This is a genomic window from Acinetobacter sp. IK40 (genome assembly GCF_035615075.1).
Lineage (GTDB): Bacteria > Pseudomonadota > Gammaproteobacteria > Pseudomonadales > Moraxellaceae > Acinetobacter > Acinetobacter courvalinii.
In genome coordinates this window covers 97,174-120,831 of sequence record NZ_JANBOE010000001.1, presented here as the reverse complement: position 1 = coordinate 120,831, position 23,658 = coordinate 97,174, and the positions used below count along the sequence as shown (strand labels likewise).

At 44.7% G+C, this 23,658-nt stretch carries 25 protein-coding genes; 4 read left to right on the top strand and 21 right to left on the bottom strand.

Features of this window, described 5'->3' with window-relative positions; genetic code table 11:
- Positions 1-84 precede the first annotated feature (84 nt).
- The 8 genes from MSG93_RS00615 to MSG93_RS00580 form a co-directional block, all read right to left on the bottom strand.
- Positions 85-1,044, bottom strand: coding sequence for a p-hydroxyphenylacetate 3-hydroxylase reductase component (locus MSG93_RS00615; protein ID WP_324620635.1), 960 nt, complete (start codon positions 1,042-1,044; stop codon positions 85-87).
- A 66-nt stretch (positions 1,045-1,110) separates the two neighbouring features.
- On the bottom strand, positions 1,111-2,064 hold the full coding sequence (locus MSG93_RS00610; RefSeq protein WP_324619047.1) for a PDR/VanB family oxidoreductase: 954 nt from the start codon (positions 2,062-2,064) through the stop codon (positions 1,111-1,113).
- A gap of 34 nt (positions 2,065-2,098) precedes the next feature.
- Positions 2,099-2,836, bottom strand: coding sequence for an SDR family NAD(P)-dependent oxidoreductase (locus MSG93_RS00605; RefSeq protein ID WP_032867720.1), 738 nt, complete (start codon positions 2,834-2,836; stop codon positions 2,099-2,101).
- A gap of 9 nt (positions 2,837-2,845) precedes the next feature.
- Entirely contained in the window at positions 2,846-3,331 is a 486-nt protein-coding gene (locus tag MSG93_RS00600; protein ID WP_324619043.1) for an aromatic-ring-hydroxylating dioxygenase subunit beta, read from the bottom strand.
- Positions 3,332-3,341: 10 nt separating this feature from the next.
- Positions 3,342-4,622 carry an aromatic ring-hydroxylating dioxygenase subunit alpha gene (locus MSG93_RS00595; protein ID WP_324619041.1) on the bottom strand — a complete coding sequence of 427 codons (1,281 nt, stop codon included), beginning with the start codon at positions 4,620-4,622 and terminating at the stop codon, positions 3,342-3,344.
- Positions 4,623-4,652: 30 nt separating this feature from the next.
- Positions 4,653-5,180 (bottom strand): nuclear transport factor 2 family protein, encoded by a 528-nt coding sequence (locus MSG93_RS00590; protein WP_324619039.1) that lies wholly within the window; start codon positions 5,178-5,180, stop codon positions 4,653-4,655.
- A gap of 41 nt (positions 5,181-5,221) precedes the next feature.
- The gene (locus MSG93_RS00585) at positions 5,222-6,388 is read right to left on the bottom strand and encodes an acyl-CoA dehydrogenase family protein (RefSeq protein WP_420714289.1); all 1,167 of its coding nucleotides are present in this window, start codon (positions 6,386-6,388) and stop codon (positions 5,222-5,224) included.
- Positions 6,389-6,406: 18 nt separating this feature from the next.
- The gene (locus tag MSG93_RS00580) at positions 6,407-7,519 is read right to left on the bottom strand and encodes an amidase (protein WP_324619035.1); all 1,113 of its coding nucleotides are present in this window, start codon (positions 7,517-7,519) and stop codon (positions 6,407-6,409) included.
- Positions 7,520-7,667: 148 nt separating this feature from the next.
- On the opposite strand from MSG93_RS00580, the gene MSG93_RS00575 reads away from it, so the two are divergent.
- Positions 7,668-8,135: a MarR family winged helix-turn-helix transcriptional regulator gene (locus MSG93_RS00575; protein WP_032873109.1), complete on the top strand. Its 468-nt coding sequence runs from the start codon at positions 7,668-7,670 to the stop codon at positions 8,133-8,135.
- A 57-nt stretch (positions 8,136-8,192) separates the two neighbouring features.
- Here MSG93_RS00575 and MSG93_RS00570 read toward each other — a convergent pair whose 3' ends face one another.
- The 4 genes from MSG93_RS00570 to MSG93_RS00555 form a co-directional block, all read right to left on the bottom strand.
- Positions 8,193-9,182 carry a 3-hydroxybutyryl-CoA dehydrogenase gene (locus MSG93_RS00570; protein ID WP_324619032.1) on the bottom strand — a complete coding sequence of 330 codons (990 nt, stop codon included), beginning with the start codon at positions 9,180-9,182 and terminating at the stop codon, positions 8,193-8,195.
- A 1-nt stretch (position 9,183) separates the two neighbouring features.
- Positions 9,184-10,290, bottom strand: coding sequence for an NAD/NADP-dependent octopine/nopaline dehydrogenase family protein (locus tag MSG93_RS00565; RefSeq protein WP_324619030.1), 1,107 nt, complete (start codon positions 10,288-10,290; stop codon positions 9,184-9,186).
- An 84-nt stretch (positions 10,291-10,374) separates the two neighbouring features.
- Positions 10,375-11,385, bottom strand: coding sequence for an AraC family transcriptional regulator (locus tag MSG93_RS00560; RefSeq protein ID WP_324619028.1), 1,011 nt, complete (start codon positions 11,383-11,385; stop codon positions 10,375-10,377).
- 86 nt (positions 11,386-11,471) lie between these two features.
- Positions 11,472-12,815: a spinster family MFS transporter gene (locus MSG93_RS00555; protein ID WP_005284157.1), complete on the bottom strand. Its 1,344-nt coding sequence runs from the start codon at positions 12,813-12,815 to the stop codon at positions 11,472-11,474.
- 401 nt (positions 12,816-13,216) lie between these two features.
- Here MSG93_RS00555 and MSG93_RS00550 point away from each other — a divergent pair, with 401 nt between their 5' ends.
- Positions 13,217-13,609, top strand: a complete 393-nt coding sequence (locus tag MSG93_RS00550; RefSeq protein WP_279695080.1) for a DUF4440 domain-containing protein — start codon at positions 13,217-13,219, stop codon at positions 13,607-13,609.
- Positions 13,610-13,678: 69 nt separating this feature from the next.
- Here MSG93_RS00550 and MSG93_RS00545 read toward each other — a convergent pair whose 3' ends face one another.
- The gene (locus tag MSG93_RS00545) at positions 13,679-14,530 is read right to left on the bottom strand and encodes a LysR family transcriptional regulator (RefSeq protein ID WP_324619024.1); all 852 of its coding nucleotides are present in this window, start codon (positions 14,528-14,530) and stop codon (positions 13,679-13,681) included.
- Positions 14,531-14,652: 122 nt separating this feature from the next.
- Here MSG93_RS00545 and MSG93_RS00540 point away from each other — a divergent pair, with 122 nt between their 5' ends.
- Positions 14,653-15,357, top strand: coding sequence for an FMN-dependent NADH-azoreductase (locus MSG93_RS00540; protein WP_324619022.1), 705 nt, complete (start codon positions 14,653-14,655; stop codon positions 15,355-15,357).
- A gap of 248 nt (positions 15,358-15,605) precedes the next feature.
- Positions 15,606-15,965: a hypothetical protein gene (locus MSG93_RS00535; RefSeq protein WP_005229164.1), complete on the top strand. Its 360-nt coding sequence runs from the start codon at positions 15,606-15,608 to the stop codon at positions 15,963-15,965.
- Positions 15,966-16,328: 363 nt separating this feature from the next.
- Here MSG93_RS00535 and MSG93_RS00530 read toward each other — a convergent pair whose 3' ends face one another.
- From MSG93_RS00530 to MSG93_RS00495, 8 genes are all read right to left on the bottom strand, one after another.
- A complete protein-coding gene (locus tag MSG93_RS00530) occupies positions 16,329-17,333 on the bottom strand; it encodes a 2Fe-2S iron-sulfur cluster binding domain-containing protein (protein WP_324619019.1) in 1,005 nt (334 codons plus the stop codon).
- Positions 17,334-17,336: 3 nt separating this feature from the next.
- Complete coding sequence (locus MSG93_RS00525; RefSeq protein WP_005284141.1) at positions 17,337-17,672, bottom strand: non-heme iron oxygenase ferredoxin subunit; 336 nt, start codon at positions 17,670-17,672, stop codon at positions 17,337-17,339.
- 59 nt (positions 17,673-17,731) lie between these two features.
- The gene (locus MSG93_RS00520) at positions 17,732-18,214 is read right to left on the bottom strand and encodes a nuclear transport factor 2 family protein (RefSeq protein ID WP_005284139.1); all 483 of its coding nucleotides are present in this window, start codon (positions 18,212-18,214) and stop codon (positions 17,732-17,734) included.
- A gap of 11 nt (positions 18,215-18,225) precedes the next feature.
- The gene (locus MSG93_RS00515) at positions 18,226-18,579 is read right to left on the bottom strand and encodes a hypothetical protein (protein ID WP_324619016.1); all 354 of its coding nucleotides are present in this window, start codon (positions 18,577-18,579) and stop codon (positions 18,226-18,228) included.
- On the bottom strand, positions 18,576-19,793 hold the full coding sequence (locus MSG93_RS00510; protein ID WP_324619014.1) for an aromatic ring-hydroxylating dioxygenase subunit alpha: 1,218 nt from the start codon (positions 19,791-19,793) through the stop codon (positions 18,576-18,578). The genes MSG93_RS00515 and MSG93_RS00510 overlap by 4 nt, the downstream gene beginning before the upstream one ends.
- 14 nt (positions 19,794-19,807) lie before the next feature.
- A complete protein-coding gene (locus MSG93_RS00505; RefSeq protein WP_324619012.1) occupies positions 19,808-21,142 on the bottom strand; it encodes an acetamidase/formamidase family protein in 1,335 nt (444 codons plus the stop codon).
- Between the two features lie 413 nt (positions 21,143-21,555).
- Complete coding sequence (locus tag MSG93_RS00500; protein WP_005229162.1) at positions 21,556-21,996, bottom strand: hypothetical protein; 441 nt, start codon at positions 21,994-21,996, stop codon at positions 21,556-21,558.
- 155 nt (positions 21,997-22,151) lie between these two features.
- Positions 22,152-23,507 (bottom strand): sorbosone dehydrogenase family protein, encoded by a 1,356-nt coding sequence (locus MSG93_RS00495; RefSeq protein WP_324619009.1) that lies wholly within the window; start codon positions 23,505-23,507, stop codon positions 22,152-22,154.
- Positions 23,508-23,658: the final 151 nt, after the last annotated feature.

The following is a 23,658-nucleotide window of genomic DNA, read 5'->3' as shown; positions in this document are numbered from 1 at the left end:
CCTTGCACATTCTTTTTATTGATTGCTTAGAGAATTGATATCAGAAAGCTGATAAATCAGTTCAACTTATCAGCCTCATCCTGCTTATGCTACACCAGCAAAATCCCTGAGCATGGTAATAAAAATATCTTTTTGCTCATCTGAGTATTTTTCAAACACCTCATTTTGATGGCTATCTGCAATATCAAACAGATAATGGGCGGTTTTCTTGCCTTTTTCGGTCAGTTTAAAAAATCCGTCGCTTTCAATCAGCAAACCATCCTTTTGCAAAATCGATGCAGCTTGCTCCACTTCACGCATCGGCATGGCAATATCACGTGGCAAATCTGCCTTATTCGACGCAGTTCCACTACCCAGCACCAACAGTAAACGTGCTTCGCTGGTACGGAATCCCGTTACCAGTTGCTTGGGAATATAATCGGTCTGATAGAACTTGAACGCACGGCTCATCAGATAGCAGACATTGCTATATAAATGGCCCTGATGCATTTCACCGATATCCTCTGCTTCCACTGTGTCTTTTAACTGAAGTAAGGGATGAGGAATTACACCAGAGTAAGCACCTTGGTGATAGACCAATGGACTACGCCCTTCATCACGGAAACGCACCACTTTGCCGATAATAATCCAGTGATCACCGCCTTCAATAATCTGATGGCGCTCACATTCAAACACCGCAGAACAGTGGTCCAGAATCGGCGCCTGACCTGCCCCAGTCTGATAACTGGTGCCTTCATATTTATCGATATTACGGCGTGAAAATTTATTGGATAACTCGATCTGCGAGCCCGATAGAATATTCACGGCAAAATGTGAAGCCTGTTCAAATACCGGGAAACTAGATGAGTTTTTATCAATACTCCATAAAATTAGCGGTGGATCTAAAGACACTGAATTAAAACTATTGGCAGTTACGCCCACCTTTTCACCTTGTTCATTTTGCGCGGTCATGATGGTGACACCTGTGGCAAAATTCCCCAAAGCACGTCTGAATCGCATTGGATCTATTGTGATTTCATCCATTGATTTTAGTGAATTCATTATTCTCTCCTGAATCTTTTATCCTGTTTCTGGCCAATATTTGCTACAGATTTATCCTGATTAAATCGCTTAAATATCCAGTACCAATCGTGCTGACTTAGAACGTGAACAACACACCAATATCTGCTCGTTACTGGCTTTTTCTTCATCGGTAAAATACACGTCACGATGATCAGGTTCACCTTCGATCACATCACACATACAGGTGCCACACACACCTTGTTCACATGACATTTCAATCTCGATACCTTCACGTGCCAAGGCCTGCAAAATGGTTTCTTCAGCATTGACCAGAATGATCTTGCCACTTTGCTGTGCCACCACTTCAAAGGCATCGCCGCCGGTTTCAACCTCAACCTGAAAATATTCCTTATGGATTTGCTGCTCAGGGAAGTTCTGTGTCAGGGCCAAATTGATGACCCAGTCCATAAAACCATTCGGGCCACAGGTATAGATATGGCTGTCTTTATCAATGTCTCGAATAGCGGATTGGAAAAACTCACGGTGGCTGGCCCCTTCCGATTTAAAATGAAAGGTCGTGAAAGGCGCCAAGATGCCATGTTTAATTTCATCGACAAAAGCACAGCGTTCTGGACTTGCACCGCAGTAATGCAGTTCAAAAGAAGTGCCTTCCTGTGCCAACTGATAAGCCATGGTAATCAGTGGGGTAATCCCTATACCGCCACCCACCAACACAGCATGTTTAGATTTCACTAAAGGAAACAGGTTTTTCGGTTCACTGACCTGAATCTGCATGCCATCCTTTAAATCATCAAAGGCCGAGACTGAACCACCACGTGATTCCGGATCACGTAGAATGCCGAGTCGGAACTTACCGACATCATTCGGGTTCTGGCACAATGAGTACTGACGCACCATGCCATTCGGGAGGTGCACATCAATATGCGCCCCCGCTTCAATTTTGGGTAATAGGCTCGAATTTGCAGATTCAAATTCCATCACTGCAACATTCCCACCTTCGACATGACGGTTTTTTACCACCACGTTATACAGTTTCGTCATGATTTCTCTCCCTGATATGCATCTCGCCCAAGGCTTAACGCATAAATAATCCACCGTTAATATCCCATGTCGCCCCAGTGACAAAGGCTGCACTTGGACTGGCCAATAAAGCACAGGTCTCGGCAATAAACGCCATGCTGCCGAGTGCTTTGACCGGGATATTCTGGATGAACTGTTCCATTTTTTCGTCAGAGACCACGCTATGCACAATCGGTGATTCCATTGGCCCCGGCGCAATCGCATTTACCGTCACCCCTTTGGCTGCAAATTCCTTGGCAAAGATTTTGGTCAGGGTAATAATGGCACCTTTGGTGGCTGCATAATGTGCACCAGTTGCGGTACCACCATTTTGACCGGCCAGAGACGCCATATTGACGATACGGCCATAACCTTGCGCTGCCATATATTTGCCAATGATCTGGCATGACTGGAACGTGCCACGCTGATTCACTTGCGTGATCATGTCAAAATCCGCCGCGCTAATGTCTAAAACAGGCGTTGCCTTGGTCATGGTGGCATTGTTGATTAACACATCCAGTTTTGAGAATGTCTGCTGAATCCACTGCACGGCGGCATGAAAATCGGCTTCAACCGAAATATCCAGTTTCAGCGGGAACAGATTCTCTGCATGCGGACTACGTGCTTTGGCTTGCTCTGCTTTCTCTAAAGTACTGGCAGACAGGATCACCTGATGCCCTTGCGCTGCAAAATATTCGGCAATGACATTCCCCAAACCTGAAGCGGCACCTGTGACTAAAACAACCTGTTTCATTTTTTGCTCCTAGAGAATGTAACTGATACCCGCCAAGCTATCGGTCGAGTTCACTAAATTGATAATTTTGCGGTTGATCTTAAAGCCTTGCTCCGTATCACGTACCAAGTGAAAGGTCACGTCAGCAGTATAATGTTTCAGATTTTCTTTGCGGAACTCACGCAGGTTTTGTGCGCAACGTAAGACGATTTCGCCATCTTCATGTTTAAGAATACGAATGCGTGACACGCTACGTACCGTATTGGCTTTTGGCGAAGCTGAAATCGCCTCACCATTTTCCAGACGGGCAACGCGTAATTTACGCATGTGATGATCGTCATAGGCATAGTTCAGATTATTTTCATAATCAGTCAGTTTCGGATCAATCGGAATGATATACACGCCTTTTTCATTCCACAGGTCCAGCCAAGTATCATGTTCAGAATGGTCCAGCATATCGGCTTCGGCCCAGATAAAAGCGGTCACTTCATTGAGTAAATTTAGATCGATTTTCATGGCGCTCTCCTTAAGCCGTCATCAACTTTTTCCACTGCTGATAAGCAGCACGCATCCCTGTTTCAGCACTGACATCGCTCTTTAAGCCATCTTCAGTTTTGACTTCACCGGGCAGACCGCGATTCAGCATGATCCATAAATCATTTCCCGCATTGGCACCATGTTGTACACGCTCCCATGCTTCTGAATCATCGGGTGTACCAAAACCAAATGGCCCTTGGAAATGTTCATGCAGACGTAAACGATACTGATTGGCAATTTGTGGGCCACCATCCATGGTAATGACGGAATGGTGAATTTCAGTTTCATTCACAGAAATGGGTTGCATCACTCGGAAGAACGCCATTGAGCAGGCAATATTCGGGAAAATGTTCAAGTTAAATCCAGAACCACCCACCGCGCGGACAATACGGCGCACTTCCAGTTCCTCATGTCCTTCATCACGCAAGGCTTGAGCCAGGTCTTCAAAACGTTCCTGAATCGGACGTTCCATTAATTCTTCATCCAGATCAACCAGTTCAGGAATCATCACCATCACACTGTGACCATTGCCGAGGTCTTCGACATAGCCGGGCTGATTTTCAAAGTTAAACAATTCTTCAGTTTTTTCATCGACTGAACTGAGGAATGACTTGTGTACCAATGGGAAATGATAAGCATCGGTGGTATTTTCCAGCTGGATTTTCCAGTTGCCCGGGAAACGGAAACGATGCTCACCTAACACCTTGATCGGATAACCTGCACCTTGTTTCATGAATAAGTCGATCCATTTTTTCGCAGCGCCGAGGAAATTTTCTAAAGGTTCAATATCCTGTTTAAAGGTGGCGAAAATCATGCCGTTGTATTCTTCAACCCGTAGGCTGATCAATGGAAACTCTGATTTATCCAGACATTCGCCATAACTTTCAGGAGAAGGTACGCCACGTAATGAACCATCCAGTGCATAGCTCCAGCCATGATATGGACAGACAAAACTATTGGTTTTGCCTTTTTTATGTTCACAGACCGTTGCAGCACGATGGCGACAACGGTTTAGTAAGACATGCACTTTTTTCTTACGATCACGCACCACCACCACAGGTTGCTTGCCAATATTGATGGTTTTATAGCTGCCTGCATCAGGAATCTCGCTGGCATGTGCGACCCAGACCCAAGTGCTGTAATAAATCTTTTCCATCTCATCTTCAAAGATACGTTCATCTTTGTATAACGAGGTATGCGCACGATCACTTTGCACCAAGCTACTGTAATCCATCTCAATATTCTGCATTGGAATAATATTGCTGTTCATATCCACGATCCTTTTCGGTCTATCCATTGTTTATTGCTGCGACGGTACTGGCAATGCGGCTGTACTGTCCCAGTGAGATACGGGGCGACTAAAAATGTTTTCAGTCTGAAAATGTTTAATCTTCCAGCGATCATCGCGTTGCTGTTTAAATTGCACCGTGAGTTTGGCGGCATTTAAATGGCTACGCCCATCACGGAAGGTTGAGGTTTGCAACATCAACCAGCTGGCATTGGCCTGATCTGCTTCTATATAGATTTGCTCTGAGCTAACAAAATGCGCATTCATGACAAAATGCGACTGCTGTTGGGTATAGCTTTTGAACATGTCATAAATGGTTTGCCATGAAGCGTAACGACCAAAAGACTGCGCATATTTTTCGCCTATACCTTCCCAAATGCTGTCCTGATCAAATAAATCCATCAATTCATTCAGGTCGGTATCGGCATTCAAGGCATCACAAATTTCCATATAACGATTGATGCAGTTACGAATCGCATTTTGGGCTTCAAGCTGTTGTAGGCGTTGTAACAAAACCGTTAAATCCACTTGCGTATTCATCTCATTCATCCTTGCCATCACTCTCTTTAATTCAGTCCGGCTTATAAATAACCGGGTGCTGGCTTCATACCGAAGCTGACCAGACCTGCATTTTGCAAAGTGGCATCGCCCATAAAGGCATGCTGGGTCACCACATTGGTGTCGTTGACAAAGCGGCTAAATGGGTTATGGGTATAAATGGCGGTCATGCCTGCCAGCATCTGGATTTTGCGGGTGACACGGGCACAGACACGGGCCACATGGGTACAGGACAAACGCATATCACTGATCTGTTCTGCGCTTGGGGTACGTCCTGCGACGACTTCATTCCAGACGATTTGCATGGTGTCGTAGAACCAGACGCGCGCTGCCTTAAACTCGGCTTCAGCTTGGGCAAATTCATATTGGGTTACAGGTCGGCTGGCAATTTCCGCACCGCCAGTAATTGAAGATTTACCGGGTGCCAGTTTTTGAAATTCTTCGATCGCTGCGGCTGCCACACCAATCCCGACTACGGTTAAGACCTGAGTGGCTAAAGATAAAGAGGGATATTTAAAAAATGGCTCAGACAGTTTTGAAGGTTCGCCACGGACAAAGGTCCATTCCTTCGCCACCAGCACATCTTTCACCACCAGATCATGGCTACCTGTACCTTTTAGGCCAACAGTATCCCACGTCATATCGATTTGTGCTTTATTGGCTGGCATCACCGCCATACGCGGTAAACCTTGTGCTTCATTGTCCTTTTGTGGAGAAATCCCGACCCCGACAATATCCGCACCCATACAGCCACTGGAAAATTTCCAGCGTCCACTCACCACCACGCCTGCATCGGTAATTTCAGCGGGTTGTGGAGGGAAAATGCCACCTGCAAACACAATATCAGGACTATCTTTATACAGCTGCTCAAGCGTTGCTTCTGGCAAACTGCCCAAATAAGCAGGACTCATACCAAAACTTGCGACCCAACCGACGGAGCCATCGGCCTTGGACAATTGTTCAATCAATTCACAAAACTGTTTGGGTGACCATTCATTGCCGCCAAAACGTTTTGGAACCAAAGCACGGTAAACGCCAATCTGTTTGAGTTTCTCGATGATGTCCTGACTGACATAGGCCTGATTATCAAACTCTCCGCTACAGGCACGTTCACGAATTTCCTGACATAAGGCATCTAATTGCGTTGTATTGCTATCCATTACAAATTCCTTTGTCGCTAAATGATTCATTCCCTTATTCCTTGTGATTTATTGCGCAGCGCTGACGATATATTTCGCAAGCGCACACAAATATTCATCGGCATTGCGTTTTGCCACGATCTGCAACCCCACGGGCTGACCTTGTTCTGTTTGCAGCGGTACTGAAATCGCAGGATGTCCAGACAGGTTAAATGGTCGAACCAAAGCGGTGAGATTTAAAAAAGCCACGGTATTTTCAGCATCAGCCAGCTTAGGTGGCAGCTGCGGTAAAGTCGGTAAAATCAAGGCATCGTATTGAGCCAGTAAGGCATCAAGTTCGGCGGTAAAATCTGCTCTCACCTGCTCCGCCTGTTTGACCTGGGTCAAAGTGGTATCGGCGGCTTTCAATAAACGCCCATTGACGTCTGCACCGAGCAAGCCTGTTTGGGTCAACTCACCGTAAGCCTGCCAGTTTTCATAATTAATGATCTGCATGCCCGCATCGAAGGCCGCTGCAAAGCCTTCCAGCGTTACAGTTGACACTGTCAAATTGGCTTGGGTCAGATATTGCTGGATCGTCTCAATCACGGCTGAATCAGCAGCGACATTGAGCCACGCCAGTTTTGGTGCCTGTACTAATTCAGCCTGTGCATGAAAGGTGGGATCAATGATTTGCATGGCGCTTTCAAGCATTTCGACTGAGTTTGCAAAAGGGCCAACACAATCTAGTGAACTGCTTGCAGGATGTACGCCAGCACGGCTGACACGGCCAAAGGTGGGTTTTAAACCATACACACCGCAACACGCTGCTGGCATACGAATGGAGCCACCGGTATCTGTACCTAAGGTGAAATCTGCCAGACCAGCCGCAATCGCTGCCGCAGAGCCACTCGAAGAACCGCCCGGAATCAGTTCAGGATATTTCGGGTTAATCGCCGTACCAAAGGTATGGTTAATCCCTGTGATGCCAAACGCCAGTTCGTGCAGATTGGTTTTCGCGGTAATTTGACAATCTGCAGCCAGAATACGATCCACTACTTCGGCATTGGCGGGTGCTGCTTGGCTTTGCATTAAAGCTTGACTGCCTGCCATGGTCTTCATGCCTTGAATATCAATGGAATCCTTAACCATCACTTTCAAAGCGCCTGCACCTTTTTGTACCTCTTGTACAATAATATTCATTCACTTTTCCATGTATTTTTATACTTAATACAAATATCGGAAAAAGTAATGTAATTGTCAAGTATTTTTCGATACGAAGAATCAAGAAAATGTTTCTAATTTTTGTATAATACTGAATGTCCATTTTTATAAAAGTAATGACTTGGCTATGCTTACGCATTTAGAACAATTTCTACCCAACAATGAACCGAGCAGCTTACAAAGCTATCCTTTTTTCTGGATCTCGCAGGTGAATGGTAAATACACACAACTTATTGAAAAATCAATTAAAAAACTAGGAATTGACAATACCCGTCGTAAAATCATTTTAAGTACCAATGCACTTGAACAAGCCAGTATTACCGAGATTGCCAACCTCTCTACCCTCAAGCTGACCACGGCAACCAAAGCCGTTTACCGACTGGTAGAAGACGGTATTGTGCAAGTCTTTTCATCTGAGTCAGATGAACGGATTTCGATGGTGAAACTGACCGATAAAGGAAAAGAAATGGTTGAACAAATTAACCAGATCAGTCAGGTCACCCTCTCCGGGATTCTAAATGCGTTTGACGATGCTGAATTGCACCAGCTCAACGGTCAATTAAAAAAGCTGTTTGATCTGATGCCTTCAAGTTAAGGCAACAACAAAAGCCCATGTCGCTACAGAGATGGGCAAAAGTTCAAACCAGGCCGACTACGGATTTAAAATATTAAACGGTGGTTTCAGCTGATTTGCGGCAATCCGGTCTACAAAAGTATGTAAAACCTGTTGTTTATAGGCCGCAATATCGACCTGCTGATAATCATAAAAGCCTTGCTGTTCACGTAGACCATTGCGTTGCTGTCGCATGTTCTCGGCAATAATTTCTGGCGTGCGATAACGTTCACCAAGCTCTTTTTCCAGATATTGGGAAGCGTAATACAGAATATCGCCACCTCCCCAGTCAATAAACTCCAGCAAGCCCAATACAGAAAAACGCAAACCAAATCCGGTCCGAATGGCGATATCGATATCTTCTGCCGAAGCCACGCCTTCTTCCACCATCCGCGCCGCTTCGTTCATGGCTAAGGCCTGAATCCGTGGCACGATATAGCCTGCTTTGGCATGACACACCACAGGTACTTTACCGATCAGCTGTAGAAAGCTTTTCAGTTGTGTAACGACCCTATCAGAAGTTTGCTCAGAACGACTTAACTCAACCAGTGGAATCAGATAGGCAGGATTGAGCCAGTGTGCATTCACCACACGTTCTGGATGAGAAATCATCTGCGCAATATCCGTGACCAGAAAGGTTGACGTGGTCGAAGCGACAATACAGGTGGGGGTAATATATTGATCCAGCCAAGTAAAAATATCTTCTTTAGCTTGCCTGAGCTCGGGTACGGCTTCCATAACCAGATCACAGTGGGCTAAGACTGATATTGCAGCGGTGCGACTTAAAATCTTAATCTGATCCAGAATAAATACGGTTTGTTTAGATTGAATAAACTGGATACTTTCCAGCAACTGCAATTCTTGTTTTAAGTCGGTTTGGATCTGGGTCTGATATTGAGCAAACTCAGACTCCGAACGTTGTCGGGCATCGATTAAAGTTACTTTGAGTCCCGCATAGGCAAAGGCAATTGCAATGGCTTTGCCCATTCGCCCAGCGCCGAGTACGGCAACCTGTTGAATCGATGTCATATCAGACTCCTTGCTGCAAAGTCGCTTGCAACTCAGCCTTGCTTTTATCGGCGAGTCCCAGATTCTCAAACGTCCGTCCGTCCTGATACAAATCCTTGCCTGTAACCGCAGACGCAATATTCAGTAGCCCTTCTGCTACAGGTGTCGCGACACCCGCCCAACGTCCCACTGAAACCAGAAAGGATAGCCCCAGACGCGTATCTTCCAGCATGTAACGGTGTGTCTGTAAGTCAATGTCCTCACGCCAGTCCCCACTATCGGTCAATTTTCCATGCGCGCCACGGCCATACATCCATTCATCGCCTTCACCCGCTTTATTGTAGTGATCGGCCAGCGGAAAATGCGGTGCAGCATAGCCAAGTGCTTCCCGCACTTGCATACGTTCGGCATCGAGCTGATTGGTGACACGGCGAATCGACGGTTGTGTCCCTTCATTATGAATATCCCAAGCCTCAAAATGTTCCAGTGGCCCCGCGTTCATCAAAATCAACGGTGGATGAATAATCGGCCCGGCATTCATCAAGGCACCGCTGAGACTGTCTTCGATCGGCTCAACACTTGGATAGGCCTGTTTCAAAATTTGAAATGCATGCTCGGACAAGCTGCTTGGGAATACCCCCGTTGGTAAACGGGTTGCATAGCCACTCACCACGATCTGATTGACGCCATGCTTACGTACCAGATACGGTAAGGTGCCGGTTTCGGCAAAGGCCACTTGAGCCGTGTTACCTGCCTCACGCATGGCTTTGGCAAAAATAAAACTACCAAAGGTTGCAGGCGGTAAATACACCACCTGTCCTGTTTGAAAGAACGGCGCGGCCTGCTGAGCCAAATCCAGATGTGTGGTTGCGGGTAAAGGAATAATAATCAGCTCGGCATGCTGGATGGCGTGTTGTAAATCATCGGTCAGTTTAATCTGACTCTGCTCAAAACCGGCCGTGACGCTACGATCGCCCTGATAATCTTTAATCTTGAGTTCACCGGTTGCTGCCAGCTGTTGCAAAGCCTCACGGTCACGGCGCCATAGCACCACCTCGTGGCCTTTTTCTGCCATCTCTGCTGCTGCGGCATAACATCCGTGTCCACCACCGAGTACTGTAATTTTCATGTGCGTTCCTGCTGATTGATTTGTCATTCAGCATAGAACGGTCAGCATAAACCGGCTTATCCAAATGCGCAGTGATTATTCCATTTACGACCGCATTTCACTGAGTTGTACAGGATTCATTTTTAAGGTATGTGAAGGCAGACAGCCGAAGCGCTTTTTATACAAGGTAGAAAAATGCCCAAAACTTTGGATGCCATGATCCAGTAAAATATCGGTGACGGTTTCATCTGTCTGTGCCTGCTGCAAAGCCAAATGTATCCGTTCCAATCGTTGCTCACGGATATATTCAACGGGTGTCTGCTGTAAATATTGACTAAAGCCCTTTTGTAGACTGCGGATCGACACCTCACAATATTGGCTCAACGTTGCCAATGAAATCGCTTGATGCAGATTGTCCTGAATATACTGCTGCGCTTTTTTGATATAACCTGGCACAAGCTGCTGACGCTGTGCATTCAGCTGCTCACTATAATTATTGGGGATTTTAAGCAAAATCAGCTCGATCAGGTATTGGGTAAAACTGGCTGAGATAAAGCTCCAGTTCTGAATATTGTAATAAGCATGACAGAGATAATTTAGTGTTTCAATAATGGCACTCATCCCTTCTGCGGTACAGGATAGACCACTATCGAAGCAGACGGGCGCCTGACAAGTATGGCCCAGCATTTTAAACAGCTGGGTTTCGACCTCCTGTTGGGGTAATTTTAAAATAATATTGCGGCAATGCTGATTGGTCACAATCTGCTGTCGGGTATGCGGATGAGTCACCGACATAATGCCTGCAGATTGTAGCAGTTGCTGATTTGCGCCCCCGACCTGACATTGCCCTTCCAGGGTGATCCTGAACAGGTAAAAACTCGAACTGTCATCAATACAGATGACGACCGGTGCACTATATTTCAGATCATACAGTGCCGCATGACCAAAGCTAAAACCATTCAGGCGCGTATTCAGCGGCTGTTGGGTCTCAACATCAAAACGATGCGGGCAGAGATAATGACTGATTTGATCTTTAATGGTTTTATAATCACTGGACTGAAATAATAAAAACTCGTCCAGATAATGCAAATGATCCAGTTTAAATGTCGCGTGCATCACTTCACTCCCTTGTTATGGGTTTCGCCAGCAAAGCACAAAGCCCATTACAAAAGAATGGGCTTTATGCTTGCACTCGGGTCAGCTCAAGAAGCATGTTCCTGCTGCATACTGTCGCTAAATGCCTGACAGCCTTTTTTCAATAAAATAAAGGCCAATACACAAGAAATCGTACCGACAATCGACAAGGACGTTCCAACCATCAATGGATTTTCAAACACTTTATCGGTAATCAATGCCACCAATGTGGTACCAATGCCGACCGCAACCAGATTACTGATCAACAAGAATACTGCCGAGATTTGTGCACGTAACTGGTTTGGCGCCAGCATTTGCATGGCTGTGGTAGAAATCGGCATCGGGAATGAAGCAAAGAACATTGCAGGTACCAGAAACACCACCGATAGCCATAACTCATTCACTTGCGTAAACACCATGATTGGAATCACTAAACCGACAATCCCAATCACACCAGTGATCATCGGTGCATCCTTACGCCCCTTCTGAATAAACCAGTCATTCAGCCAACCCGCACAGAATACGCCTAGAATATTGGCCACCAGTAACACACTGCCGAGCATATAACCCGCTTCAGTCGGGGTTAATCCAAACTTACGCATATAAAATGCGGGTGACCAGCTGATCAGGCAATACAAGGCCATTGCATAGAAGGTAAAACCTAAATAATGGCATTTGAAGGTACGCCCATGCTTTTTGATAAACTTAAATGCATCTTTCATGCTGGTCTTTTCAACCTGCCCCTGCGCATTTAAACGCTGGCCTTTACGCTGCGGCTCTCTCACCGTCAACAACACCAGTAAACCGATAAATACCCCAGGCAGCCCCACAATAATAAAGGCTGCTTGCCAAGCCTTGAGTGCACCAAATACCGGAACTATGATGCTGTCCATATTTTTCAGCAAGCCAATCACATAGCCACCGACCAGAAAAGCAATACCGCCACCGACAAAGGAACCGATCGAATACACCGCTACCGCACGGCCCAGCTTGTCCTTGCTAAACATATCACTAAACATCGAATAAGCTGCGGGTGACAAAGCAGCCTCGCCGACACCCACGCCCATACGACTTAAAAAAAGCTGGATAAAATTCTTGCTCAGACCACAAAATGCGGTCGCAATACTCCAGAACACCACCCCGATGGCAATAATTTTTGGACGTGAAAACCGGTCCGCCAGATAGGCCAGCGGCAAGCCCATAAAGGCATAAAACAATGAAAAGGCCAAACCATGGAGTAGACTGAACTGGGTATCGGAAAGACCCAGATCGGCCTTGATCGGCTCGATCATCAGCGCCAGTATTTGCCGGTCGATAAATGAAAAGATATAGGCCAGCATGCACAGTAGTACCACATACCAGGCGTATAGATTTGAGTGAGCACGTGCTGGCTCGGTTGAGTGCGTATCCATTTTGCTTCCTTGTCCATGTCATTGTTCTCATGTGTCTGCTTATTGAAGGGTGTAATCACCAGAATTCATCTCCTTTTCTGGCTCAGCTTCAATAAGGTTAATTTCTCCCTCCTATAATTATTATTTTTACATGGAATTTTCCATAATATTTCAGGTATAAAGTTATACCTTTTTTACCTATTCAGCACGCAATATTGTTCATTTGAAGGTAAAATCAGGATTTAAAACCAGTTCAAATACTGCTAAGCGACTGAAAAAATAGCTGTTCTTTAAAGAAAAAGGTTAAATGTAGAGTCAGCCCCAAGAGAGGGAATCTAAATTTATTTTAAAATGATATTGAATTTTACATTTATTTTTGTTTTAAAATAACATGAAATAATCAATTTTCAATGGAAATGAACATGGCGCTTAACAAAGAACAGGCAATCGAAAGCATTCATAGCATGCACGTCTTGATCGAAAAAATTTTTAGCGGCAAACACTCAGAACAAGACCTTCCCCTACTGATTGACTATTTTGCTGATCATTTTGAAATGGTCGGTGCGGCCGGTAAACGTATTTCTTTCGAACAAGTGAAAGGTCTATTTGCCAACAATCAGGGCAAGATGCCAGATATCCAGATTGAAATCTATGATGAACAGATCCTGATGCAAAAACCTGATGCGATCGTACTCACCTACACCGAAAAACATACCAAAGATTCAGGCATTCTGATCCGCCGTTCTTGTGCATTGATTGAAGAAATTGATGGCAAAATGTTGTGGAGTTATTTACAAGAAACTTTCTTGCCTTGAATTCAGACTGTGACGGGTTTAAGCGCACTCATTGATGAGCAATCATCAAATATGGAGGTTGAACCGAAATCATTCATTTAATTTTTGTTCCAGCCACTCCATCAGATCGCGAGTGTTACGATTGCTCACTTTTGCTTTATTCGGGATGTAATAACATAGTTCGGACTGGATGGGTTTGGTCTGGTATTCCTGCAGCTGGTTCAGTTTCAGCAATCGGCTCACTAAGGTGGTAGAGGCAAACACAAATCCATTGCCAGCCAGTGCTTCCTGAATACCAAACAGCTCCTGATCAAAAGTTTTCACGATAATATTTGAAGACGCTATGCCATTTAGCGCACACCACTCCTCCAAAGGGGGCGCAGCCAATGCCTTGTTTTTCCACGTTGTGGTAAAAATCAGCATCGGTTCATCGCCAGCAGTAAGCAGATCAAGCTGTGCTCGGCCGAACAGATTAAATGTTTCGTAGCGTATAATCTCGGAGGCAGGTACTGACGCAATATTGCCCAAACGTACAGGCAAATAATAAACTTGATTGTCCAAGCTCTCCCCTGTTGAAACTTCTACAGAAATCTCAGGGTGAATCAAAGAAAATTCATGCAGGGCTGGTATTAAAAGCAGAGCCGCTAAAGATGAAGTCGTGGTCACGTTCACCACATGACTTGCCAGACTGATCTGCTCTACTGCCTCCTCAATGCTTCTAAATCCCTCTGAAATCTGCTTCGCGAATTTTGCACCGACTTCGGTGAGTACAATTTTTCTGACTTCGCGATGGAATAAATCAACGCTTAACCGATGCTCAAGCTTGGCAACATGATGTGAAATCGCTGTCGGTGTCAGTGAAAGTTCCTCAGCGGCCAGTTTAAAGCTACCTAAACGCGCGGCTGACTCAAATGCTTTTAATGCCTGTAAAGAAACTTGCATGCCACGCTCCTATAGAAATAATAGATGACTTAAAATCATCTATAGCTGTGATTTATTCGTTTGTCTAGCGCTCTGTATCATTCCAGAATGGTGTCATCTTGAACGCAGTAGAGTCCGATCACATGAGTACCATTTTACATATCGATGCCAGTATCCGTGCGGCCAGTAATCCCAACCCGAACCATAATTCCATTTCAAAGAATATTGCCCATCACTTTATCCAGACCTGGAAAACACGATATGCCATAGATGAATATATCTATCGTGATGTCGGTATCAATCCACCGCCTTTTATTACCCAGCAATGGATGGGAGCTGCATTTACTCCAGAACAAAATAGAACGGCACAACAACATGACATACTCAAGCTCTCTGATCAGTTGATTGCTGAAATTGTCGCTGCTGACCTCATCATTATTTCCTCACCGATGTACAACTATGGCATGCCAGCTCAACTCAAAGCCTGGTTTGACCAAATTGCCCGGGTAAACAAGACCTTTGATTTTGATCTTGCACGGGGTGATTTTCCTTTACAGCCAACCTTGTCTGGTAAAACCTTGCTGATTATCACCTCAAGTGGTGAGTTTGGTTTTGAACAAGGTGGAATCAGAGCACAGATGAGCCATCTGGTGCCCCATCTGCACACCGTCAGCAAATATTTGGGGGTCGACAAAATTTATGAAATTGCCTCTGAATATCAGGAATTTGCAGATGATCGACATCGTCAGTCTGTCGCTGATGCTTATGCCAAAGCAGAACAGCTTGCGCTCGAACTGGGTCAGGAATTAGAGCTAACGATCGAAGCCAACGCTGCAGCCCTGAGCTAATCTGGCTGAGGTTGCATAGCCTATTATTTCTACTGAAGAATAAGGACCCCTCTCTCGCCTTATTCTTCCGCAGTTCTATTGTGAACTTAAAAGCTTCAAATCTCGGGAGTTAGGATAAGGGTAAAAGTATTTACATGAACTATAAATACTTATTGCAGCGATCAGCTAGAATTGAGCCTGACCCAGTGCTATCGGCAATTGCTCAATACACTGAATGTCGTTATCAATAGAGAAAACAGGATAGTTTTATGGACAAACCTATACTATGCCCGAAATGTGGTTCCACCGAAGTTGAAACACGTAATCATGACAAATTACTGAAAACTACAGGTGGTGTGTTACTGACAGCCGCAGGAACGACAGCAGGTACGGTCGGTGGTGCTGCAGGTGGTGCATCCATCGGTGCAGCAATTGGTACGGTTGCTGGTCCCTTAGGTGTGATTGTTGGCGGTACGGTCGGCACTTTTGTCGGTGCGATCAGTGCAGGAATCACAGGGGGCGTGATTGGCAATATGTTCGGGAAAAAGGCAGGTGTCATGGTCGACAAAAATATTTTTCAGGACTATCGCTGTCTGAAATGCAAATACCGTTTTAAGCAAAAAAAATAATATTTCATACCAGTGAACTCATTTGGAGGATACGTGTTTAGACCAGTTCTCCAGATGCTTTCATTCAACTCGACAACAGTTGCTCATCCTTTTCCTTTATATCTCCCCTCCTAATCCACACTGTGCTTTCTGATTCTGCCATAGATTAATTTGCACATAAAAAAAATCCCAAGCTCTTGGGGAAGAACATGGGATTACGATATAGACATTCATCAAAGAAGCTCATCGTTAATGCGCTATTTATATCACGCTTTATTTTATAAATACATAATGCGTCACACAAACTATACATAACCGTCTATCTATTCCTATTTTATTCTCAACTCCCATTTTCAGATACATTCATCACGTGAATAGTTAAAGCTAGAAGAACCGGTCGAAATGAATATACTTTCTAGGCAATCCCATGGCATGTGCCATTTGCTCAATCGATTGCACCATGGGTGGAGGGCCAGCACAATACACCTCATAATCAGCAATAGATTGGCCTAAATGTTGTTGCACTACCTCATGAATAAAACCATGCGAGATTCCAGCAATCGCTGTAAATGAGGTCGCAGGAACATAAACCAACTGCTCTCCCAGCCCAGTCCATGCATTTAAAATGGAATGATTCAATAAATCGCGTGCTTCCCTTCCACCATGAAAAAAATAAAGCTTTTGTTGCTGTGTGCGTGCTTGTTGAGCCGCACCCCGTGCAATAGACAACATTGGGGCCAAACCAGAACCACCAGCGATACAGATTATCGGTCGTACTGAGCCCTCTTCAGGCTGGAGATGAGCCAAACCATAGGGGCCATCCAGCACAATGGCTAACTGTTGTCGTTGCAGCTCATCAAACAGAAGACCAGTAGCCTGGCCACCCACGACTCGCTTGATTTGAAAAACCCATCGTCCTTCTTTATTCGGTAAATTTGCCATGGAATAAGCACGCTGTAATTCACCATTTATCTGCAACAGCGCATACTGTCCAGGCAAGAAATCAGCAGCCTGTTGAGATTGTAAATGTATTTCAACGATATCATGTGTTACTGGGGTAACTTTAATAAGTTGTACACGATGTTGTTTAGGCTGAATATTAGGTTTACATTGCTCGTCCAGATGCACTTTGATTTTACAAGCACTCTTAGGTCGACTCTGGCACGCCAATACCCGACCTTTTCGTCGATCGCGATCGGTTAATCCCGGCGCTTCAGGCCATAAATTCTCAATTTCACCTGCTACTACTTCGATTTTGCAGGTCCCGCATCCGCCCGTATTACATTCATACGGCATGCCGAATCCGTGCCGTAAGCCCGCACGTAAAATGACATCATTCTGCCCACAGTGAAAATAGTGATCTTCTGCCAATGTGATTTTGAATGTCATACCCTACTCCAGCAAGAATACCTGACCATTCTCAACTACACTTGGGTAGATTCTGAGAGGAATATGACATGGCGCGCTACAGGCGGCTCCGGTTTTAACGTTGAAACTACCTGCATGAAATGGACATTCCACTTCTTCACCTTCTAGCTCACCATCTGCCAATGACGCATTACCATGGGTACAAGTATCGGCAGTTACGTGAAATTCACCATTGTTCAAATGGAAGACGGCCAAAGGGGGATATCCTTGCAGGATTACTTGTAACCCTGTTCCTGCTTCGACCTGTGCAGTATTGCAAAGAAATTTTTCAACAATACAATTTATAGAAGTATGATTCATTTCTCATCTCTCCCTGATTTAGTTCAATCATCAATTGCCTTCGCCACAACAACTTCTATTTAGGCTGAGTTGTCCTGATAAAGATTGGCCGCAATTGGATACTTAAGTGCGATATTCAGTAGCACCTCATCAAAACGCCAAATTCCTTGGGAGTCTTTTCTAGCTTTGGCTTGATAAAACCCACCTAGACAATAATTTTGTGAAGCCTCACTACCAGCTATAGTTGAAACTTCCCAGAGTACCCACTGCACCTTTGCCTGCTGCTGGTTTTCGGAAAACTCAAGATTAGGAACACCCATTACATGCAGGCTCCACAAAATTTGCTCACGCGCAATTTCAGATAAACCCGCCACAATGCTTTGGCGTCCTTGATAGGCGCCAAATCCCGCTGCTTGCCAGATCGCATCTTCATGAAATAAGTTATGCATGATCTGTGGATTATTCCGCTGATCTGCTGCAGTGGCATAACGGCCAATTAACTGGTTTATCGCATTACAAGCCTCTAGATATTCCAGGCGTTGCAGCAAACTATTAATATTCACCTTACACACTCTCAGCAATCGACAAGTTCAGCTTTTTCATAAATAAACCTTTTTTCTTCAAAGGCAAAAGGGACACCGACTTGTCCTTTATACAGTTCAATATGTGGTGCCACCTCTGCAAAACTGTGACTTAGCCAGTACAATGGATGCAGTTCGTCAGGCAGGTGTCCCAATGGATAAGTATCCAGCATGGCTAGCAAATGACGCATTTGAGGTAACATGGCGTTGTAGAAAAGATGCAAAGCATCTGTAGTAGCATTCAAGCGCTGTCGATGTCGTTGCTGGGCTGTATTCAACGCCCACATCTTCACAAAAGGTTGCAGCATGGAAAAATCTGCAGGTAATTGAGAAATACATTTACTCATGCGATGTGCTCCTTACGACCATTCAGATACTGTTCTAAAACGTGATAACCATGTCGAATTAAAATTTCTTCATCCTGTAGGTGCATCACTTTCTTGGCTTGGGATTCAAGTGCCGATTGTGTATCTTCCATGGTTGCCGTATCTTCCAGCCAGGCGTTACGCTGTAAAATCTGTGCAAACTCCTGAGCCCATCGTTCTGAATATGTTTTGGCCTTGGGTAAATAATAGCGGCCTTCCCACCGAGTCTGGTTATGACTGATCGGCCAAAACTGATGGGTAAACCAGACTCCTTCTGTCACATGGACCAGAATATTCGGAAAAATCACGGAGAGTTCAAAAGAAAAATCATCCCGATCATGCGGATTAACAGATGGCGGTAATTGCTGACGTTGATAGTGATGAACTAAAGAAGCACCTGTAATTTCACCAGACAGTTTTGCAGCCGGTTTCGGATGCGCGTTTTTAGTAAGGCAGACAGCGCAGGTACGATGATCCCCTAAGAGTTGAACATCTTGTAAGCCTGAAGCGAAGACATTTGGAAAAGAACCTGCATGTATGGTTGCGACATGATAGGCCTCGGCAAAAGCGTCATGGGCCACTTTCCAATTACAGTTCAACACCGTGTTATAGGCAAAACACTCCTCCATCTCGGCAAAAGGATAGCTCGCGAGATGCTGTCCCATTGTCCCTAAAAACTCAGTTAAACTCTGCCCGCCCTCAGCGTCCAGATTAATAAAAATAAATCCTTCCCAGACCTCAGTCCGTATAGGCGTGAGCCCATTGTTTTTCTTTTCAAAACATGCCGAAAATTTTTCCTCTTCTGGCACATTGACCAAGTCACCTTTGGCATCATATACCCACCCATGAAAACGACAGCTCACCACTGCAGCTTTACTATGTCCAAAGGTCTCATCACCCGTTTCTACAATGACTTTATTGCCGCGGTGTGAGCAGACATTGTGAAAGCCACGGACTTGTCCATCTTTAGCATGAATTAAAATCACTGAAGTCTTGGCAAAATCAAGTCGTTTAACCTTGTAATCACCTTTGTTTGCAATCTCTTCAACCCTGCCGACTTTAAGCCAGACTTTGGAAAAGACTTTCTCTATTTCTTGTTCAAAAATTTTAGGCGAAATACACGCCTCGGTAGGGATCGGGTCCTGACCTAATTCTGGATATAGGTTTCCCCAGCGTAATTGAGCTGTACTATTCATTTAAGTTCCCTCTTTTAAAGCTGATAATGTTCCCGAACTAGGGTTGCAATGCCCATTTTTTCTAAAATGGGCATCGGGCAAAGAAATGTGGCACGGACCATGCCTGGTAAGCGGCTAATTTCAATTGAACCCGTAATGGTGCAGCGATTGAGCACTTCCTCATAGGCAAGTCCAGTGGTTTTGGCTGCGCGCTGTAAAGCATTTTCAGTGGCTTCGTTCAGGTTTTTACCTGTACCCATAAAAGTAATAGGACCACTCTCCTCAACTTCTGTTTGCCCCCATTTCGCCGCAAGTGCTTGAATCTGTAGCTTCTGTTCCGCGGTAAACGGACGTGCCAGCAGAGGAAGATCTTCCAGTGCTTGCAAGAGAATCGGCCCTTCAAGTGTCAACCCTTTTATCAGCTGTACTTCAAGCTCAGTCTCGCCCGATACATCCGTTGCATGTCCAGCAATCTCACCATTGCCTTGCTGCGCATGCATATCACCTAAATAAACTCCCGCCCCCGGAACTTTGACTGGACAAATAACAATGCAGCCAGGGCGTACCGAATTGGTATCCATATGCCCATCGGTTTTGGCAGCCCAAAGTTCCTGCTCAGTCATGCAATATTGATGAGGTGCCTGAATTAGATATTGACCAAAGTCATAACAGTTATGCGAATCTGGCAGATCTCGGGCTGGACTGGTGCCGATATTACCGAGGAAAGGTCGCATATGCGCAGCAACACCAGGCATATCTGCACGCGCCAATGACAAAATAGAATGTTGCGCTGCCTGCGCAGGCAAGGCTGCTATTTCATGCGCCTGTCCAGCCAATCGATTGGCAATCGGCTGGGAAACCGTCAAGCTCAGGTTGTTTTTCTGATCGAACACAATCACATAACCATGAGAAAACCGAAATGCACTGACTTCTGTACCACAGTGCTGACAATGAATCGCATTTTGACCGATGCCATCAACATAACTCTCGGGCTGATTCACCCCGCAGGCACCACAGTATTTCGCAACGAATGGGTCGCCGTGATAACGCCCTTCCACAAAAGTCATCACACCAGAAGATGTTGCCGTCGATGTCACCTTCATGCTTTTAATTTTTAGAGCAACGGCATCTCCAATCTCAGCCCCTTCTATTGCTACAGGTAAAGTGACTTCATGGCCACCTTGAAAAGCAGGGGTAATCATTGGACCCCAACAGCCAGGTGGAGTACCCGCTTTTAAAATCCCTCTATCCTTTAATGGACCTAACATTTTTAAACTGGGTCCAACAATACCACCTGAAAACTCATGCACACTGAGCATTTCAACTGCATGAATTTTCGTCCTCGCATCTGGGTTATCGACCGTCTTCATTGTTGTAATCCTTTTAAAATTTGTCCTTTTAAAAATAGTTTTCAAATTTATATATTTGAAAAATAAAAATTAGTTTTGATGCTTATTAAGCTAAATTATTTTTTTAATTGAGAATAGAGTCTCACAGGTATTTATTTATACTTGATAAGTATATTAGAAAATCTAAATAATTATAATGTAAAAAAACTAGGCCTAATATGTTTAATTTCACTAGATATCTTAAAAAATCGTCTAACGGCCATGTCTTAGCTCAGCTGATTTTAAATGTTCTAATTCTATTATTCGGATAACAACAGGAAAATCTTATGCTCTTATAAATGGTGGATCAAAGATACAAATAAAAAAGTGCATCATTAAATAAAGATGCACTTTAAAAGTCTTAAAACTAAAAATGATGGTTCCATAAATTCCCACTAACTATTCTTAAATTCATCACTTTCAAAATAGGATTTGATCTGTTCGGCAGAACTGGTTTTCAACTGATCCAGAATAATGCTCAGGTCACGTTCAAATGTAAACTCTGCCGGTATTTCTTCATGGATGGGTGGCAGCCTCTTTACCCCACCTTCTGTGATACGTTCAATAAACCCTGCTAACCACAACACAAACTCATCTTTATTCTTATAGTTGGGGACTAAACTGACATCAATACAAATATGGTCTTTGGTCGGCCTGTCCTGAAAACCTTCCACAAAATCGATGTAGTTATACAATAATTTTAAGTCAGTATCTTTAAGTTCTTCACGTAACTGTTTAACAATGAAATTTAGGCAATCTTGCAGCGGAGCATGAAACTTTTTCTCCTCTTCAAAATGCCTGTAAATATTATCAGCGATACGCAAATACTGTGGCATGACGCTATCCTTGATGTTGTTATGTCCCACTGAGTATGGAACGAAAAGTTTAGTAGATTTGTAATGTTTTACAATGAAGATGTATTTTCTATAGACTTTATATGAATAACGACAATTTGGATAGCACCAAGTAAAATTTAAATCATAAATCTAACTTACTGCCGATACTTTTGCATTGGGCTTTCATAAGTGGTTTGCGCAACAGGCGAGACTCGCCAAACCGTATTGCCGACATCATCAGCGACTAAAAGCGCACCAGAAAAATCAATCGCCACTCCCACAGGACGGCCATAAGCTTCACCTTTCTCGCTTAAGAAACCGGTCAGCACTTCTTGCGGTTGACCCGAAGGCTGTCCATTTCGGAAAGGCACAAAAACGACTTTGTATCCACTATGCGGTTTTCGGTTCCATGACCCATGCTGCCCAATGAATGCACCACCGCGATACTGTGGCATAAGCTCGGTCGCATAGAATGCCAGCCCCAAAGATGCGGTATGGTTACCCAAGGCATAGTCAGGTTTAAGCGCCCGCTTCACCAGCTCAGGATTTTGTGGCTTGACCCGTTTATCGATATGTTGGCCATAATAGCTATATGGCCAACCATAAAACGCTCCCTCTTTCACTGAGGTCATATAATCTGGAACCAGATCACTACCGAGTTCATCCCGTTCATTAACCACTGTCCAGAGTTTTCCGCCCTGTGGTTGCCAACCCATACCATTCGGATTACGTAGTCCGGTTGCATAAGGCCTTACTTTGGCAGTAGCAATATCATATTCCAGAATCTGTGCCCGTCCCTGTTCCTGATCCAGACCATTCTCCCCGGCATTACTATTCGAGCCGACCGTGATATAAAGTTTGCTTCCCTGTGGATTGGCAATCACATTTTTAGTCCAGTGATGATTGAGCTGACCAGCGGGTAAATCCAGCACCTTGGTGCCCTTTGCCGTGATTTGGGTTGCATCTTCCTGATAGGGATAACGCATCAGCGCATCGGTATTGGCCACATAAAGCATATCCCCCACCAATGCCATGCCAAAGGGCGAGTTCAAATTCTGTAGAAAAACCGTATTCTGATCTGCGATACCATCACCATTCGTATCCCGTAATAAGCGGATGCGGTTGGCACTGGGTAATGATGAACCGGCACGTTTCATCACCATTTTCATGATTTTGCCACGAATGCCCTTGCTGTCTTCCGGTTTAGGCGGCGCATCGGTTTCTGCCACCAGCACATCACCATTTGGTAATACATACAGCCATCTTGGATGATCCAGTCCACTGGCAAAAGCCTGAACTTTCAGCCCTTCAACCGTAGTGGGCATTTTGCCCTTCGGCCAGCCTTTGGCCGGAGCAATATTAACCGTCGGAATCAGGCTGGATTGAGGTTTAGGTAAAATGGGCTGTGGGCCGAAACTATCGGCAATTGAATATTTTGAAGATGGCGTACAGCCTGAAAACATCAAAAGCAGACTGGTTCCAGTCAGGGAGAAGATCAACCGTAAAGACATCAGAGATTTTCCTTGTTATTTTAATGACTACAGCTAGCATAAGTTGATCTATAGGAGAGGTATAGCTGATTTGCTTAACAGATTGTCTCTAATGTAAATAAACTGTTTAAAGCCTAGCTTAGCCGTTAAAATATAAATAAATAGTATGACA

Coding starts and splice junctions, on each gene's coding strand:
- MSG93_RS00610 (WP_324619047.1), bottom strand. CDS start 2,064: ATGACGAAACTGTATAACGTGGTGGTAAAAAACCGTCATGTCGAAGGT.
- MSG93_RS00605 (WP_032867720.1), bottom strand. CDS start 2,836: ATGAAACAGGTTGTTTTAGTCACAGGTGCCGCTTCAGGTTTGGGGAAT.
- MSG93_RS00600 (WP_324619043.1), bottom strand. CDS start 3,331: ATGAAAATCGATCTAAATTTACTCAATGAAGTGACCGCTTTTATCTGG.
- MSG93_RS00595 (WP_324619041.1), bottom strand. CDS start 4,622: ATGAACAGCAATATTATTCCAATGCAGAATATTGAGATGGATTACAGT.
- MSG93_RS00590 (WP_324619039.1), bottom strand. CDS start 5,180: ATGAATACGCAAGTGGATTTAACGGTTTTGTTACAACGCCTACAACAG.
- MSG93_RS00585 (WP_420714289.1), bottom strand. CDS start 6,388: ATGAATCATTTAGCGACAAAGGAATTTGTAATGGATAGCAATACAACG.
- MSG93_RS00580 (WP_324619035.1), bottom strand. CDS start 7,519: ATGAATATTATTGTACAAGAGGTACAAAAAGGTGCAGGCGCTTTGAAA.
- MSG93_RS00575 (WP_032873109.1), top strand. CDS start 7,668: ATGCTTACGCATTTAGAACAATTTCTACCCAACAATGAACCGAGCAGC.
- MSG93_RS00570 (WP_324619032.1), bottom strand. CDS start 9,182: ATGACATCGATTCAACAGGTTGCCGTACTCGGCGCTGGGCGAATGGGC.
- MSG93_RS00565 (WP_324619030.1), bottom strand. CDS start 10,290: ATGAAAATTACAGTACTCGGTGGTGGACACGGATGTTATGCCGCAGCA.
- MSG93_RS00560 (WP_324619028.1), bottom strand. CDS start 11,385: ATGCACGCGACATTTAAACTGGATCATTTGCATTATCTGGACGAGTTT.
- MSG93_RS00555 (WP_005284157.1), bottom strand. CDS start 12,815: ATGGATACGCACTCAACCGAGCCAGCACGTGCTCACTCAAATCTATAC.
- MSG93_RS00550 (WP_279695080.1), top strand. CDS start 13,217: ATGGCGCTTAACAAAGAACAGGCAATCGAAAGCATTCATAGCATGCAC.
- MSG93_RS00545 (WP_324619024.1), bottom strand. CDS start 14,530: ATGCAAGTTTCTTTACAGGCATTAAAAGCATTTGAGTCAGCCGCGCGT.
- MSG93_RS00540 (WP_324619022.1), top strand. CDS start 14,653: ATGAGTACCATTTTACATATCGATGCCAGTATCCGTGCGGCCAGTAAT.
- MSG93_RS00535 (WP_005229164.1), top strand. CDS start 15,606: ATGGACAAACCTATACTATGCCCGAAATGTGGTTCCACCGAAGTTGAA.
- MSG93_RS00530 (WP_324619019.1), bottom strand. CDS start 17,333: ATGACATTCAAAATCACATTGGCAGAAGATCACTATTTTCACTGTGGG.
- MSG93_RS00525 (WP_005284141.1), bottom strand. CDS start 17,672: ATGAATCATACTTCTATAAATTGTATTGTTGAAAAATTTCTTTGCAAT.
- MSG93_RS00515 (WP_324619016.1), bottom strand. CDS start 18,579: ATGAGTAAATGTATTTCTCAATTACCTGCAGATTTTTCCATGCTGCAA.
- MSG93_RS00510 (WP_324619014.1), bottom strand. CDS start 19,793: ATGAATAGTACAGCTCAATTACGCTGGGGAAACCTATATCCAGAATTA.
- MSG93_RS00505 (WP_324619012.1), bottom strand. CDS start 21,142: ATGAAGACGGTCGATAACCCAGATGCGAGGACGAAAATTCATGCAGTT.
- MSG93_RS00500 (WP_005229162.1), bottom strand. CDS start 21,996: ATGCCACAGTATTTGCGTATCGCTGATAATATTTACAGGCATTTTGAA.
- MSG93_RS00495 (WP_324619009.1), bottom strand. CDS start 23,507: ATGTCTTTACGGTTGATCTTCTCCCTGACTGGAACCAGTCTGCTTTTG.